This is a genomic window from Roseovarius faecimaris (assembly GCF_009762325.1).
GTDB classification, from domain to species: domain Bacteria; phylum Pseudomonadota; class Alphaproteobacteria; order Rhodobacterales; family Rhodobacteraceae; genus Roseovarius; species Roseovarius faecimaris.
Map to the genome: position 1 here is coordinate 2,598,126 of NZ_CP034348.1, position 15,082 is coordinate 2,613,207.

A 15,082-nucleotide genomic window follows, 5' to 3' on the forward strand; every position below is an offset into this window, starting at 1 on the left:
ATGAAATATCTGTTGGGAACCACCGTGGCGATGACCATGGTCGCCGGGGCCGCGATGGCCGAAGGCGAATTGAACCTGTTCAACTGGGGCAACTACACCAGCCCCGAACTGATCGAGAAATTCGAGGCCGAGACCGGCATCAAAGTCACGATCACCGACTATGACAGCAACGATACCGCCCTCTCCAAGGTGAAAGCGGGCGGGCACGGCTTTGACCTTGTCGTGCCGTCCTCCACCTATATCCCGATCTGGATCAGCGAAGGGCTGCTGATGGAAGCCAAGCCCAACGAGATGGAAAACTTCAAGCATATGGACCCGCGCTGGGTCGATGTGGAGTTCGATCCGGGCCGCAACTACACCGTGCCGTGGCAATGGGGCACCGTGGGCATCACCGTGAACACCTCGGTTTACAGCGGCGACCCGCATACCGCCGCCGTGATCATGGACCCGCCGGATGAGCTCAAGGGCAAGATCAACGTCGTGCCGGAAATGAACGATGTGATGGGCATCGCCATCAACTATGTCGGCGGTGAGCAATGCACCGACGACAAGGAAGTGCTGAAACAGGCCCGTGACGCTCTGGTCGCCGCCAAGCCGCACTGGCTGTCGATGAACTACGGCAATATCGAAAGCTTCGTGAAAAACGATATCTCGGCCGGTGTCTACTGGAACGGTGCCAGCCTGCGGGCCCGCCTGCAGAACGAAGACATCGTCTATGGCTACCCCAAGGAAGGCTTCCCGATCTGGGCCGATAACGTGGCCCTGCTGGCCGATGCCAAGAACGTGGAAGAGGGCAAGGCCTTCATGAACTTCATCATGGCGCCTGAAAATGCCGCGATGATCTCGAACTTCGCGCGCTATGCCAACGGCATCAAGGGCTCCGAAGAGTTCATGGACCCGGTCATGACCTCGGCGCCCGAGGTGATCATCCCCGAGGAACTGGCCGGTGCCGGCTATGTCGCCAAGACCTGCCCGCCCGAGACGCAGGCGATCTATTCGAAGATCTGGACCGAGCTGACCAAGTAATCCGGTCAAGCCTTATGCGTGGCCGTGCCCTATCCCGGTGCGGCCACGTTTTCCTTTTTGCGACCTTGTTTCAACATTGGAGCCCACCATGGCACAGCCTGCCGATACCGTCATCCTGAATGGCAAACTGATCACATTTGACCCCGCTCAGCCCCGCGCCGAAGCGCTGGCCATCACCGGCGGGATGATCACCGCCGTTGGGTCCACCGCCGACATACGTGACCTGGCAGGGCCGGGTACGCGCGTGGTGGATTCGGGCGGAAACACGGTGCTGCCCGGTTTTATCGACAGTCATGTGCATCTTTTCGGTGGCTCGGTCGAGATGGGCTATCTCGATCTCTACGGCGTGCAGGGGCTGGAAAAACTGACCGAGGTCGTGCGCCCCTATGCCGCCGAGAACCCGGACGAGCCGATGCTTTTTGCCGTGCAGGCCGATTACTCGCTGATGGGGCCGGGCCGGTCCACCACGCGGCATGATCTGGATGCCGTTTTGCCTGACCGGCCCTTTGCCGTCTTCTCGCCCTGCCACCATACGATCTGGGCCAACACCAAGGCGTTGGAAATGGGCGGCGTACTGCATGGCGGCGAGGTGGATGAAGGCGCGCGCATCGTCATGGGCGAGGATGGCCTGGCCACGGGCGAGCTGCAGGAGCCATCGGCCTATGCCCCCGTGTTGCGCCACACCCGCCATGCGGGCCGTGACATGGCCGGACTGGTCACCGGGGCCAGCCCCGTACCAGCGCCCGGCCCCTCAGACCGCGCCCGCGACAAGGACGCGATCGAGCGCGGAATGAAACACTGCGCCAGCCATGGCGTGACCGGCCTGCACCTGATGGATGGCAACCTTTATCAATGCGAGCTTTTGTCAGAGATGGCCGATGAGGGCCGCAGCGCCTGCCGCGCGCAGGTGCCCTTTCATTACAAAAGCTTCGATCCCCTGGACCGGTTCGAGGAAGCCGAGGACATGCGCCAGCGGTTCAACACCGACATGGTCTGGTCCGGTATCACCAAGATGTTCATGGATGGCGTGGTCGAAAGCCGCACCGCCCTGATGCTTCAGCCCTATCCCGGCACCGACCATATCGGCGACGCGGTGTTCGAGGCCGAGCATTTCACCGAAGCCTGCATTCGCGCCGATGCGATGGGGTTGCAGATTGCCACCCATGCCATCGGCGATCTGGCGATCCGGCGCACGCTCGATGGCTATGAAGCGGCGCAGAAGGCCAATGGCAGGCGCGATGCGCGCCACCGGGTCGAGCATATCGAGGTGCTGCACCCCGACGACCTGCCGCGCTTTGCCGAGCTGGACGTTGTGGCCTCGATCCAGCCGGGCCATGCCCCCTTTGGCGGGTACTTCAACCCTGAAGGGATGAACACCGTCCTGCACCCGCATCAGATCCGTCTGGCCTTTGCCTGGCAGGACATCCGTAACAGCCGGGCAAAAGTCTGTTTCTCAACCGACTGGCCTGTGATCCCGGTCGACGTGATGCCCAATATCAAGGGTGCGGTATCCCCCACTCCGCTGGACGGCTATCACAACCAGGCGCAATCTCTGATGGACACGCTTGAAAGTTACACTGCCGCAAATGCCTGGCTGGAATTCCACGAAGGCAGCAAGGGACAGCTCAAGGCCGGGATGATGGCCGACGTGGTGATGATGTCTCATGATCTGGAGGCGGTCGAACCCAGCACATTGGGCGACACCCGCGCGGCATTGACGCTCTGTGGCGGGCGCGTAACCTGGGAGGCCTGAGGCCAAAGGCGACCCCCGGCGCCATTTGAACGCAGCGGGCCAGCATCCCACAGAGAGGGCCGGAGACCTCCCGCGCCCTACGGCAAAGAAAAAGGCGGGCCTTTCATGGTCCGCCTTTCCTCTGCATTCCTGACTGAAAAGCTACTTGCGCAGATAGGCGTCGCCAAAGCCCATCGCCCGGACCTGCTGCAAGGCGGCGCTCAACTGTCCCTGGGTGGCGAAAGGTCCGGCGACAACCACCTTGTACTGTCCTGATGACCCCATGCGGGCCGGAAGCCCGGCATTGGCCAGACGTTGCGCCGTGCGCTTTGCATTGCCCGGGTCACCGAACAATCCCACCTGCACATAGCGATGCGTCGCCGATGAGGGACTTGCCTGCACCTTGGGTTTCGCCGCGCTGGCGCGGGTCGAAACCGTGGCTGAGACCCCCGCGATCATCGGTTTACTGGCGCTCTTGGCAGGACCGTTCTCCATTCCGTCCCGCGACGCCAGCGGCGAGGCCCGGCGCACCGGTTGTTCCACCATCGCCGTCGCCGCGCGCGAAACCGGTTCGGTAGCGGAGGCCGAAACACCCGCCACGATCTGCGGCTCATAGCTTGTGTTGGGATATTGCAGATCGGGGTAGAGATAACGCACCTCTTTGCCGGTCCTGGCCTCAACAAGCCGCCTCGGCACGGTATTGGTCCAGCGCAGCTCCATCTGCGCCTTTCCCTCAAAGGTCTGATGCGCGCGCATCGGGTTCAGGCGGTCGTCATCCCAGGCGGCCTTGTACCCCTTGGGAATGTAGACGCCTTGGGTGGCGTTCTGCTGATCACGATAGACATGCTCAGGCACAAAGCGGGTCTGCGGGGTCGGCGCCATGGCCGCCCGTGTCAACGGTGCGGGCTGCGCATAGCCTGTGGTCTGGGCCGATCCGGTGGTCACCACAATGGCGGTCGGCATGGGCGCCGTACGCACCAGCTTATGTCCGGTATTGCCGTTGGCGATTGTCACATGCGAGGTCGCCTGCGGACCGCAGCGCACGGGCAACGAAGATTTCAGGTATTGGCTCGAAATGGCGCTCGCTCCGCGACAGGTGCTCTGACGCGGGGCCATCGTCTCGGCCTTGGGCGCCGGCTTGGCGGTCGCGATCGTGACGGTTGTCGCGGTCGGCTTGGCTGCAGGTTGCGGCGCGGGCTTGATCCGAACGATTGTGGGCTGCGCTTTTGGTTGCGGCTCCGGTGTCACCCGGATCACTTTCGGCTGTGTGCTGGCCACAGGCTTGGTCGCGGGCTTTGATTTGGCCACGCTCACCGTTGCGGCGGGTTTTGGTGCAGCCGGTGCCGGGGCCGGTTTGGCCGCCGGTTCCGGCTCCACGGTGATCATCACCGGTTCCTGCGCGGGTTGCGCCGCCACGACCGTCTGCCCCGCGATGCCGGGCAGGCTGGGCTGAAAACCGCAGATCACTTTACGGTTCCGGCTGACACGCGGCACCCAGGTGACATTCCCGTCAATCCCGGCACGCACAAAGACACAGCCGTTGCTGTCGACATATTGCCGACCCGTGTAGGACGCTGGTGGAAATTCCGCCGGGGCCTGCACACTCGAAACATTCTGAGCCTGAGCAGAGCCACCGCCATAGGTCATCGCGATCAGCGCGATCGCAAGCACTCTTTTTACGTTCACTATTCTTCCCCGCAAGTGTGGGGAAACAGTGCCTCAAATCGGCATTTGAGTAAACAGTTTATAGCCGTTTCGAGAACGGATTATTCGAAAAACAGGGACAATTATTGGCTTATTTAGTGCCAAACATCCTGTCACCCGCATCCCCTAGTCCCGGAAGGATGTAACCAACGTCATTTAGACGATCATCCAGAGCCGCCGTGACAATGGGCACATCGGGGTGATTTTTCTTCATCGTTTCAACCCCTTCAGGAGCCGCCAGAAGACACAGAAAACGGATGTCCGTGGCACCCGCCTTCTTGAGCAGATCAATCGCAGCAGAGGACGAATTGCCGGTGGCGAGCATCGGATCCACCACGATAACCAGCCGGTCCTCCAGATGATCCGGCACCTTGAAATAGTACTGCACCGGCTGCAGCGTTTCCTCGTCACGGTACAACCCGACAAAACCGACCCGGGCAGAGGGAATCAGCTCGAGCATGCCATCGAGCAGCCCGTTGCCCGCGCGCAGGATCGAAATCAGCGCAAGTTTGCGACCGGCAAGCACCGGGGCATCCATCTCCATCAGCGGCGTTTCGATCCGCTTGGTGGCCATCGGCAGGTTATCTGTGACCTCATAGGCCAGCAGCTGAGATATCTCACGCAGGAGCTGACGAAAGACCGCAGTCGAGGTGTCTTTCTCGCGCATCAGCGACAGCTTGTGCTGAACGAGCGGGTGCGAAACGATGGTCAGATGGTCGGTCATGTCCTCTCCTTCGGGCAGCGAAAGCGTTTCGGGCCGAATGATGTCTCATTGCGAAGGCGAAACGCGCCAGGCTCTTCTGTCTTCTCAGAAACCGCGGCGAAGGGCAACGCGTGTTTCAGCCCAGTTCCGCATGCACCAGCGGCGGCAGGGGAACGGCATCATCGCTGATCGTGATCGCCGCGCGCAAGGCCAGGGCGGCGCGTTGCGCATGATCCACCCGCGCCGCATGGATACGCAGCAGCGCATCGCCTTTCTCCACGCGCGCGCCAAGAGGCAGCACATCGCTAAGCCCCACCGAGGGGTCCACCGTGTCGGTCTCGACCTGCCGGCCGCCACCAAGGCCGATCACCGCCAGGCCCATCGCCTCGCCGTCCATAGCCGTCACCACACCGGCCCGCTCGGCCTTGAGTTCACGGATGACCGTGGCCTCCGGCAGAAAATGCGCCCATTCCTCGACAAACCGCACCGGCCCGCCCATGGCCGCCACCATCGAGCCAAACCGTTCCGCCGCCGAACCGTTTTGCAAAGCGGCACGGATCGCCTCTGCCCCCGCATCCACATCCTCGGCCAGCCCCGCCCCGGCAAGCGCCATCCCGCCCAGAGCCGCACTCAGCCCCGCCAACGCACCAAAGCTCTGACCGGTCAGCACGCGCATCGCTTCGGCCACTTCCAGCGCATTGCCCAGCGCCGGGGCCAGCGGCTGGTTCATGTCAGTCACCAGCGCCGAGGTGCGGCAACCTGCGGCATTGGCCGTTTCCACCAGTGCCTGCGCCAGTTCCTGTGCTGCCTGCGGCGTCTTCATGAAGGCCCCGCTGCCGCATTTGACATCAAGGACCAGCCCCTCCAGCCCGGCAGCAAGTTTTTTCGACAGGATCGAGGCGGTGATCAGGTCGATGCTCTCAACCGTCCCCGTCACATCCCGGATCGCATAGAGCCGCCGGTCGGCCGGGGCGACGTCGCCGCTCGCGCTTACGATGGCACATCCCGCCTGCCCCACGATCTGCCGGAAGCGACCTTCGTCAAGCGTGGTGCGCAGCCCCGGGATCGCCTCGATCTTGTCCAGCGTGCCGCCCGTATGGCCCAGCCCGCGCCCCGACACCATCGGCACATAGGCGCCGCACGCCGCCAGCGCGGGGGCCAGAACGAGGCTCACGCAATCCCCCACACCGCCGGTGGAATGCTTGTCGATCACGGGGCCGGGCAGCGCCCAGCCGAGTGTCTGCCCGCTGTCGCGCATGGCCTCGGTCAGCGCCACGCGCCCCTGCCCCTGCAACCCGTTCAGCAACACGGCCATAGCGAAGGCTCCGGCCTGGCTATCGCTGACCGATCCATCGGCCAGGCCATTGGCAAAGCTCGTATAATCCGCTTTCACCAGCGGGCGCCTGTCACGGATCGCGGCGATAATCCGGCGGGCATCCATCGCTTACCCCTGCCCCATATGCGCCGCGCCAAAGGCCCCGGGAAGCAACTCCGCCAGGGTCATCTCGCGGGTCTCTCCCGCACAGGTGGCAAGGGTAACCGCCACGTCCGGCGCGCCAAATTCGGCCAGTTTCTGACGGCATCCGCCGCAGGGGGTGACAGGTTCCGGACTGTCGGCGATCACCGCCACGGCGCTGAGCCGTGTCTCGCCCGCCGCGACCATTGCCGCGATGGCCCCGGCCTCGGCGCAGGTGCCTTCGGGATAGGCCACATTCTCCACATTGCACCCGGCATAGATCGTGCCGGACGCCGCCTGCACCGCCGCCCCCACCTTGAAGCCCGAATAGGGCGCATAGGCATTGGCGCGGACTGCGCGCGCGGCTTCAAGCAGGCTTTGCGACATGGGCATTCCTCCGGCAGGTTCTGGAATTCGAGATTGCGCGCTGCTTGGCGAAAGTGCAACCTTGTGTCACAGGCCATGCCGATATTGCCGATTGCGGCGCGCCGAAGAAATAGTTTAATGTTAAACTAAATTTCAAGAGGACGTCATGACCGACAGCCAGAACGAGACCCTCCGCCAGGCCGCCCTGCTCTATCACGAGCACCCCAAGCCCGGGAAACTGGAAATCCGCGCCACCAAGCCTCTGGCCAATGGCCGCGATCTCGCCCGCGCCTATTCGCCCGGCGTTGCCGAAGCCTGTTTGGAAATCAAGGCCAACCCCGCCGATGCCAGCCGCTACACCGCGCGCGGCAATCTTGTCGCCGTGGTTTCCAATGGCACCGCGGTGCTCGGGCTGGGCAATATCGGCGCGCTCGCTTCCAAGCCGGTGATGGAAGGCAAGGCCGTCCTGTTCAAGAAGTTCGCCAATATCGACTGTTTCGACATCGAGGTGAATGAGAGCGATCCCGAAAAACTGGCCGAGATCGTCTGCGCGCTGGAGCCGACCTTTGGCGCCATCAACCTCGAAGACATCAAGGCGCCCGATTGTTTCATCGTCGAGAAGATCTGCCGCGAACGGATGGGCATCCCGGTGTTCCACGACGACCAGCACGGCACCGCCATCGTCGTGGGCGCAGCGGCCACCAACGCGCTGCATGTCGCGGGAAAACGGTTCGAGGATATCAAGATCGCCTCCACCGGTGGCGGCGCGGCGGGCATTGCTTGTCTCAACCTGCTTCTGAAACTTGGTGTGAAGCGCGAAAATGTCTGGCTCTGCGATATTCACGGGCTGGTCTATGAGGGCCGCGACGTGGACATGAACCCGCAGAAGGCCGCCTTCGCCCAAAAAAGCGACAAGCGCACTCTGGAAGAGGTGATCGAGGGCGCGGACCTGTTCCTTGGCCTGTCCGGCCCTGGCGTGCTCTCCCCGACGCTGGTGCAGAAAATGGCTGAACGTCCGATCATCTTTGCCCTGGCCAACCCCACGCCCGAAATCATGCCGGACCTCGCGCGCGAGGTGGCCCCGGATGCGATCATCGCCACCGGCCGCTCGGATTTTCCCAATCAGGTCAATAACGTGCTCTGCTTTCCGTTCATCTTCCGGGGCGCGCTCGACGTGGGTGCGACCGAGATCAACGATGCCATGCAAATTGCCTGTGTCGAAGGTATCGCCGAGCTGGCCCGCGCCACCACCAGCGCCGAAGCCGCCGCCGCCTATCAGGGTGAGCGGCTGACATTCGGCGAGGATTACCTGATCCCCAAACCGTTTGATCCGCGCCTGTCCGGCGTCGTCTCGACCGCCGTGGCCAAGGCGGCGATGGAAACCGGCGTCGCCACACGGCCGATGGAGGACCTCAAGGCCTACCGCGCCAAGCTCGACGCGTCGGTCTACAAATCCGCGCTGCTCATGCGCCCGGTGTTCGAGGCCGCAGCCCAGGATGCCCGCCGCATCGTCTTTGCCGAGGGCGAGGACGAACGCGTGCTGCGCGCGGCCCAGGCCATCCTGGAGGAAACCAGCGAACAACCCATTCTGATCGGCCGCCCCAACGTGATCGAGCAGCGCTGCGAGCGATTGGGCCTCGATATCCGGCCCGACCGCGATGTGAATATCGTCAACCCAGAGAATGACCCGCGGTATCGTGACTACTGGGGCAGCTATCACGAGTTGATGCAGCGCCGTGGCGTCACGCCGGACCTGGCCAAGGCGATCATGCGCACCAACACCACCGCGATCGGGGCCGTCATGGTGCATCGCGGCGAGGCGGATTCACTGCTGTGCGGCACCTTTGGCGAGTATCGCTGGCATCTCAACTATGTGGCGCAGGTGCTGGGCAACAAGACGATGCAGCCCCAGGGCGCCTTGTCGATGATGATCCTCGAAGAGGGTCCGCTTTTCATTGCCGACACGCATGTGTGGTCCCTGCCCAGCCCTGAACAACTGGCCCATGCGGCCATCGGGGCCGCCCGTCATGCCCGCCGCTTCGGGGTCGAGCCGCGCGTGGCGCTGTGTTCGCAATCGCAATTCGGCAATCAGGCCGAAGGGTCCGGTAAACGCCTGCGCGAGGCGATTGCCATTCTCGACAGCCTGGAAACCGACTTCCAGTATGAGGGCGAAATGAATGTCGATGCCGCCCTCGACCCGGATCTGCGCGAGCGACTGCTGCCCGGGGGGCGCATGGAGGGGGCCGCCAACGTGCTGATCTTCGGCCATGCCGATGCGGCCTCGGCCACGCGCAACATCCTGAAGATGAAAGCGGGCGGGCTTGAGGTCGGGCCGATCCTGATGGGCATGGGCAACCGCGCGCATATCGTGACACCGGGCGTGACCGCGCGCGGCCTGCTGAACATGGCCGCCATCGCGGGTACGCCGGTAACCCATTACGGATGAGAAATGAGTCGCTTTTGCAGCTTGGGTGGTTTGCAATTTTGCAATAGCTGAATTTGCGCCTGTAAATTCGCATCAAAAATGGGGGTTTGCAAAAATTTGCACGCGAAACCTTGCAGATATTGCAAAGCCTTGCGCCAAACTGTCACGGTCTAGCGCCAACAGTCTTGCCGCAAGGGCAAGCGGTCCGTAACACAAATGCAAACCTGAGCGGAGGAGACGCACGATGGGATATCAAGAGGTCTATGACAGCTGGAAGGCAGACCCCGAGGGGTTCTGGATGCAGGCGGCCGAGGCGATCGACTGGGACCGCAAGCCCAGCAAGGCGCTTTTTGACGACAATGCCCCGCTCTATGAATGGTTCAAGGACGGCATGGTCAACACTTGCTGGAACGCGGTGGACCGGCATGTGGAGGGCGGGCGCGGCGCGCAGGCGGCCCTTATTCATGACAGCCCGATCACCGGCACCAAGCATGTCATCACCTATGCCGAGCTGAAAGACCGCGTTGCCTCTCTCGCCGGGGCGCTGCGCGCCAAGGGGATCGATAAAGGCGACCGCGTGATCATCTACATGCCGATGGTGCCCGAGGCGCTGGAGGCCATGCTCGCCTGTGCCCGGCTGGGCGCGATCCATTCGGTCGTGTTCGGCGGCTTTGCGGCCAATGAGCTGGCGGTGCGCATCGACGACGCCAAACCCAAGGCGATCATCGCTGCCTCCTGCGGGCTGGAACCGGGCCGCGTGGTACATTACAAGCCGCTTCTGGATGGTGCGATTGAACTGGCCAAGCACAAGCCCGACTTCTGCGTTCTGTTCCAGCGTGAACAGGAAGTGGCCGCCCTGATCGACGGCCGCGACTATGACTGGCATGCGTTCCAGGCCGGTGTTGAGCCTGCCGAGTGCGTCCCGGTCGAAGGCGATCACCCGGCCTATATCCTGTATACATCCGGCACCACCGGCGCCCCCAAGGGCGTGGTCCGGCCCACCGGCGGGCACCTTGTGGCGCTCAATTGGACGATGAAAAACATCTACAACGTGGACCCCGGCGATGTGTTCTGGGCCGCCTCGGATGTGGGCTGGGTCGTGGGCCACAGCTATATCTGCTACGGCCCGCTGATCCACGGCAACACGACAATCGTTTTTGAGGGCAAGCCCATCGGCACGCCCGATGCAGGCACCTTCTGGCGCATCATCGAAGAGCACAAGGTCAAGACTTTCTTCACCGCCCCCACCGCCTTCCGCGCCGTGAAGCGCGAAGACCCCAAGGGCGAATTCCTCAAGAAATACGACCTGAGCGGGCTGGGCGCGATCTATCTGGCCGGCGAACGCGCCGACCCCGATACCATCGAGTGGACGCGTGAGTTGACCGGTAAGCCCGTCTATGACCATTGGTGGCAAACCGAAACCGGCTATACCATCGCGGGCAACCCGGTGGGGATCGAACCGCTGCCGGTCAAGCTTGGCTCGCCCACCGTGGCCATGCCCGGCTATGACGTGCAGATCCTCGACGACGCAGGGCATGAGGTCGCCCCTGGTGAACTGGGCGCCATCGCCATCAAACTGCCCCTGCCCCCCGGCACCCTGCCGACGCTCTGGAATGCCGAAGAGCGGTTCCGCAAATCCTATCTCAACACCTTCCCGGGCTATTATGAGACGGGCGATGCCGGCATGAAGGACGAAGACGGCTATCTCTGGATCATGGCGCGCACCGATGACGTGATCAACGTCGCCGGCCACCGCCTCAGCACCGGCGGGATGGAAGAGGTTCTGGCCTCGCACCCCGATGTGGCCGAATGCGCGGTCATTGGCGTGAGCGATCAGCTCAAGGGTCAGATGCCCGTGGGCTTCCTGTGCCTGACCAGCGGCGTGAACCGCCCGCATGACGAGATCACATCCGAATGCGTCAAGCTCGTCCGCGAAAAGATCGGCCCTGTGGCGGCCTTCAAGCTCGCCGTGGTGGTGGATCGTCTGCCCAAGACCCGCTCGGGCAAGATCCTGCGCGGGACGATGGTCTCCATCGCCGATGGCAAGGAATTCAAGATGCCCGCCACCATCGACGATCCGGCCATTCTTGACGAGATCCGCGAGGCGCTGCAAACCATCGGCTACGCCAAGTGAGGCTGGCTCTTGCGCTGCTTCTCTGGCCTTTCGCAGTGCTGGCGGAGGAGCGCATGATGGACCTGCCCCTGACCGATGCGGCAGGCTGGAGCTATCTGAGCGATCAGGTGATGGGCGGGGTCTCTGACGGCCGCGCCCAGCTTGCCGAGGAAGACGGCCAGCCGGTGCTGCGGCTCACCGGCGACGTCAGCACCGCCAATCGCGGCGGGTTCGTGCAGGTGCGGCTCAAACTGCCCGCCCCTCTGCCTGCGGATGCCACCGGGGTGATCCTGACCGCGCGCGGCAACGATCAGCGCTATTTCATCCACCTGCGCACCCGCGGCACGGCGCTGCCCTGGCAGTATTATCAGGCCCCTTTCGATGTGACCCGGGACTGGCAACAGATCCGCCTTCCATTCGAGAGCTTCCAGCCGTCCGGTGGGCTTCTGCGCGCCACGCCGCGCCCGGGCAGCATTCAAAGCATCGGCCTGGTCGCCTATGGCCGGGATCACAAGGCGGATGTCTCTGTCACAGCCATCGGCTTTTATTAAAGCGTATCGAGCGGCATCACCGTCACAGGGCTGACCTCAAGTCCCATATCCGCGTTGCGCTGTGTGTCCGTTTCCGGTGGCTTCGGCAATGCGGCGCCCAGCGCAATGAGGGCAGCCAGCAGAAATGAACGGGTGATATAGAGCTTGCGCATGGCTTTTATCCTTTTGATCCAGCCTGTTACAGCTATGACTCAAAGAATGCGCCAGGGCCCGGAAGCCACGCAATAACAGCCGGATGTTATCGGATAACACGCAAGGTCTAAACGAACTGTTCGCGCAAAAGCCGTTCTTCCAGCCCATGACCGGGATCGAACAAAAGCCGGTGGGCGATGCTCGGCTCGGACCGGATCTCGACCCATTCCACATCACGCACGGCCTGCCCGTCACCCTCGGCCATGACAGGGCGTTTATCGGGATCGACCACATCAAACCGGACCTGCGCCGTCTTGGGGATCAGCGCCCCGCGCCAGCGCCGGGGCCGGAACGCCGCAACCGCCGTGATCGCCAGCACATCCGACCCGATAGGCAGGATCGGCCCGTGCGCGCTGTAGTTATAGGCGGTGGAGCCTGCAGGCGTGGCCACCAGCGCACCGTCACAGACCAGCTCTTCCAGCCTGAGCCGCCCATCCACGGTGATCCTGAGCTTGGCCGCCTGCGGCCCCTCGCGCAGCAACGACACCTCGTTGATCGCCAGCGCCTCATGCACATGGCCATCGCGGCATTGCGCCTTCATCGACAGCGGATTAATCACCTCTTCCTCGGCTGCCTCCAGGCGCTCCAGAAGATCACTCTCGCTGTATTCGTTCATCAGAAAGCCGACAGTGCCGCGGTTCATGCCATACACAGGCGCGGCCATGCCCTGCGTGCGGTGCAGCGTCTGCAACATGAACCCGTCGCCCCCCAGCGCCACGATCACGTCGGCCTCTTCCTCCTCCACATGACCGAACCGCGTAGCCAGCGCCCCGCGCGCGGTCTGGGCAATCGGCGCCTCGCTGGCGACAAAGGCAATCTTTCGGGTCATGTCGAGGCGGTCCTGTTTCTTATCGGCGGCATGCCGCTCTGATCGAAGCATAAGTTGCCGCCCAAGGCCAGTGCTGACGCTTCACCCTGAGAAATTGTCGGTTTCCGGGCTTTCCTGAGCAGGGTGTTTCCTATAGGAAATCCCCGAAACACACCCTTTCTGGAGCACTGTCCCCATGTCTGATTCCGGTTTCTTCACCGAAGCGCTCGCCTCGCGCGACCCCGATCTCGCCGATGCGATCACCAAAGAGCTGGGCCGCCAGCGCGACGAGATCGAACTGATCGCGTCGGAAAACATCGTCTCGTCCGCCGTGATGGAAGCACAAGGCTCGGTGATGACGAACAAATACGCCGAAGGCTATCCGGGACGGCGCTACTATGGCGGGTGTCAGTTTGTCGACATCGCCGAAAACCTCGCGATCGAACGCGCCTGCAAGCTTTTCAACTGTGGCTTTGCCAATGTGCAGCCCAACTCGGGCAGCCAGGCCAACCAGGGTGTGATGCAGGCGCTGCTGCAACCCGGTGACACGATCCTGGGCATGAGCCTCGATGCCGGCGGGCACCTCACCCACGGCGCGGCCCCCAACCAGTCGGGCAAATGGTTCAACGCCATCCAGTACGGCGTGCGCAAGCAGGACAACCTGCTGGATTACGACCAGGTCGAGGCGCTCGCCAAAGAACATAACCCCAAGCTGATCATCGCCGGCGGCTCGGCCATCCCGCGTCAGATCGACTTTGCCCGGATGCGCGAGATTGCTGACATGGTTGGCGCCTATCTGCATGTGGACATGGCCCACTTCGCCGGTCTGGTTGCGGCGGGCGAACACCCCTCGCCCTTCCCGCATGCCCATGTGGCCACAACCACCACGCACAAAACCCTGCGCGGTCCGCGTGGCGGCATGATCCTGACCAATGACGAGGATCTGGCCAAGAAGTTCAACTCGGCCATCTTCCCCGGCATCCAGGGCGGCCCCTTGATGCATGTGATCGCGGCCAAGGCCGTGGCCTTCGGAGAAGCTCTGCGCCCTGAATTCAAGTCGTATATTCAACAGGTTATCGCCAATGCTCAGGCGCTCTCGGATCAGCTGATCAAGGGCGGCCTGGATACAGTGACCCACGGCACCGACACCCATGTGCTGCTCGTTGACCTGCGTCCCAAAGGCGTGAAGGGCAACGACACCGAAAAGGCCCTGGGCCGCGCGCATATCACCTGCAACAAGAACGGCGTGCCCTTTGACCCTGAAAAACCGACCGTGACCTCGGGCATCCGCCTGGGATCGCCGGCAGGCACAACGCGCGGGTTTGGCGAGGCCGAGTTCCGCCAGATCGCCGACTGGATCGTCGAGGTTGTGGACGGCCTGGCGGCCAATGGCCCCGAAAATAACGGCGAGGTCGAGGAAAAGGTGAAGGCCGAAGTGGCCGAGCTCTGCGCCCGCTTCCCGCTCTATCCGAACCTCTGAGTTCAGGATGAAACAAGGCTCCGCGCAGCACCACGCTGCGCGGAGTTTTCTTTTTATGGCAATGCGTTAGCCTATAAACCCGCGCCAAAAAAGAACCACGACCACCAGCGCCCCGATGACCATCAGATTGAACACCTGATAGCCCAGCCAGCCCAGCAGCTTGCCCTTGCGCCGGTCCTTTGGATCCACCGCGCTCAAGTGCTCCATGAGCCCGGCAAAAGCCGCTTTGAGCTCTGCCATGTCGATCGTATTTGCCAGCTTCGGATGCACGATCCGCTCCTGCGCATCAAGGATCACCCTGCCCTGGCTTTGTTGCCGCGCGGGGAGCCTGCGGCCGGCGCGTTTGAGTTGCTTCGCCAGCGTCTTGCCCCCAACGCCAAGTTTCTCGCGCAGAAGGCCGCGCACCGTCTCGCTGCGTTGGTTTAACTCTTTTGCATCAATCACTTGGGGCATCCTCCGGGGGCAGGATAGCGCAAGGCGCAGGTCCGCTCAATAGCGCTGGCCCCATGCCCCACGGAGCGTTACA

The 15,082-nt window shown here is 62.9% G+C and carries 13 protein-coding genes; 6 read left to right on the forward strand and 7 right to left on the reverse strand.

What is annotated here, in order from left to right; genetic code table 11:
• Together EI983_RS13130 and EI983_RS13135 are read left to right on the forward strand one after the other, a co-directional pair.
• Positions 1–1,026, forward strand: coding sequence for an extracellular solute-binding protein (locus EI983_RS13130; RefSeq protein ID WP_157707829.1), 1,026 nt, complete (start codon positions 1–3; stop codon positions 1,024–1,026).
• Between the two features lie 88 nt (positions 1,027–1,114).
• Entirely contained in the window at positions 1,115–2,779 is a 1,665-nt protein-coding gene (locus tag EI983_RS13135; RefSeq protein WP_157707830.1) for an amidohydrolase, read from the forward strand.
• A gap of 141 nt (positions 2,780–2,920) precedes the next feature.
• Here the strand turns inward: EI983_RS13135 and EI983_RS13140 are convergent, their stop codons facing one another.
• The 4 genes from EI983_RS13140 to EI983_RS13155 form a co-directional block, all read right to left on the reverse strand.
• Entirely contained in the window at positions 2,921–4,444 is a 1,524-nt protein-coding gene (locus tag EI983_RS13140; protein ID WP_157707831.1) for an SPOR domain-containing protein, read from the reverse strand.
• A 109-nt stretch (positions 4,445–4,553) separates the two neighbouring features.
• Entirely contained in the window at positions 4,554–5,186 is a 633-nt protein-coding gene (gene upp / locus EI983_RS13145) for a uracil phosphoribosyltransferase (protein WP_157707832.1), read from the reverse strand.
• 115 nt (positions 5,187–5,301) lie between these two features.
• Positions 5,302–6,606, reverse strand: a complete 1,305-nt coding sequence (locus tag EI983_RS13150; protein WP_157707833.1) for a thymidine phosphorylase — start codon at positions 6,604–6,606, stop codon at positions 5,302–5,304.
• Positions 6,607–6,609: 3 nt separating this feature from the next.
• Positions 6,610–7,008, reverse strand: coding sequence for a cytidine deaminase (locus EI983_RS13155; protein WP_157707834.1), 399 nt, complete (start codon positions 7,006–7,008; stop codon positions 6,610–6,612).
• Between the two features lie 145 nt (positions 7,009–7,153).
• Here EI983_RS13155 and EI983_RS13160 point away from each other — a divergent pair, with 145 nt between their 5' ends.
• From EI983_RS13160 to EI983_RS13170, 3 genes are all read left to right on the forward strand, one after another.
• Positions 7,154–9,433: an NADP-dependent malic enzyme gene (locus EI983_RS13160; protein WP_157707835.1), complete on the forward strand. Its 2,280-nt coding sequence runs from the start codon at positions 7,154–7,156 to the stop codon at positions 9,431–9,433.
• Positions 9,434–9,656: 223 nt separating this feature from the next.
• Positions 9,657–11,546, forward strand: a complete 1,890-nt coding sequence (gene prpE, locus EI983_RS13165) for a propionate-CoA ligase PrpE (RefSeq protein WP_157707836.1) — start codon at positions 9,657–9,659, stop codon at positions 11,544–11,546.
• Between the two features lie 53 nt (positions 11,547–11,599).
• Positions 11,600–12,076, forward strand: a complete 477-nt coding sequence (locus EI983_RS13170; RefSeq protein ID WP_157707837.1) for a CIA30 family protein — start codon at positions 11,600–11,602, stop codon at positions 12,074–12,076.
• Here the strand turns inward: EI983_RS13170 and EI983_RS13175 are convergent.
• Positions 12,073–12,228 carry a hypothetical protein gene (locus EI983_RS13175; protein ID WP_157707838.1) on the reverse strand — a complete coding sequence of 52 codons (156 nt, stop codon included), beginning with the start codon at positions 12,226–12,228 and terminating at the stop codon, positions 12,073–12,075. The two genes, EI983_RS13170 and EI983_RS13175, sit on opposite strands and share 4 nt — an antisense overlap.
• Before the next feature lie 107 nt (positions 12,229–12,335).
• The gene (locus tag EI983_RS13180) at positions 12,336–13,097 is read right to left on the reverse strand and encodes an NAD kinase (RefSeq protein WP_157707839.1); all 762 of its coding nucleotides are present in this window, start codon (positions 13,095–13,097) and stop codon (positions 12,336–12,338) included.
• Positions 13,098–13,272: 175 nt separating this feature from the next.
• On the opposite strand from EI983_RS13180, the gene glyA reads away from it, so the two are divergent.
• A complete protein-coding gene (gene glyA / locus EI983_RS13185) occupies positions 13,273–14,556 on the forward strand; it encodes a serine hydroxymethyltransferase (RefSeq protein ID WP_157707840.1) in 1,284 nt (427 codons plus the stop codon).
• A gap of 66 nt (positions 14,557–14,622) precedes the next feature.
• On the opposite strand, the gene EI983_RS13190 is transcribed toward glyA, so the two are convergent.
• Positions 14,623–15,000 (reverse strand): hypothetical protein, encoded by a 378-nt coding sequence (locus tag EI983_RS13190; protein WP_157707841.1) that lies wholly within the window; start codon positions 14,998–15,000, stop codon positions 14,623–14,625.
• Positions 15,001–15,082 lie beyond the last annotated feature (82 nt).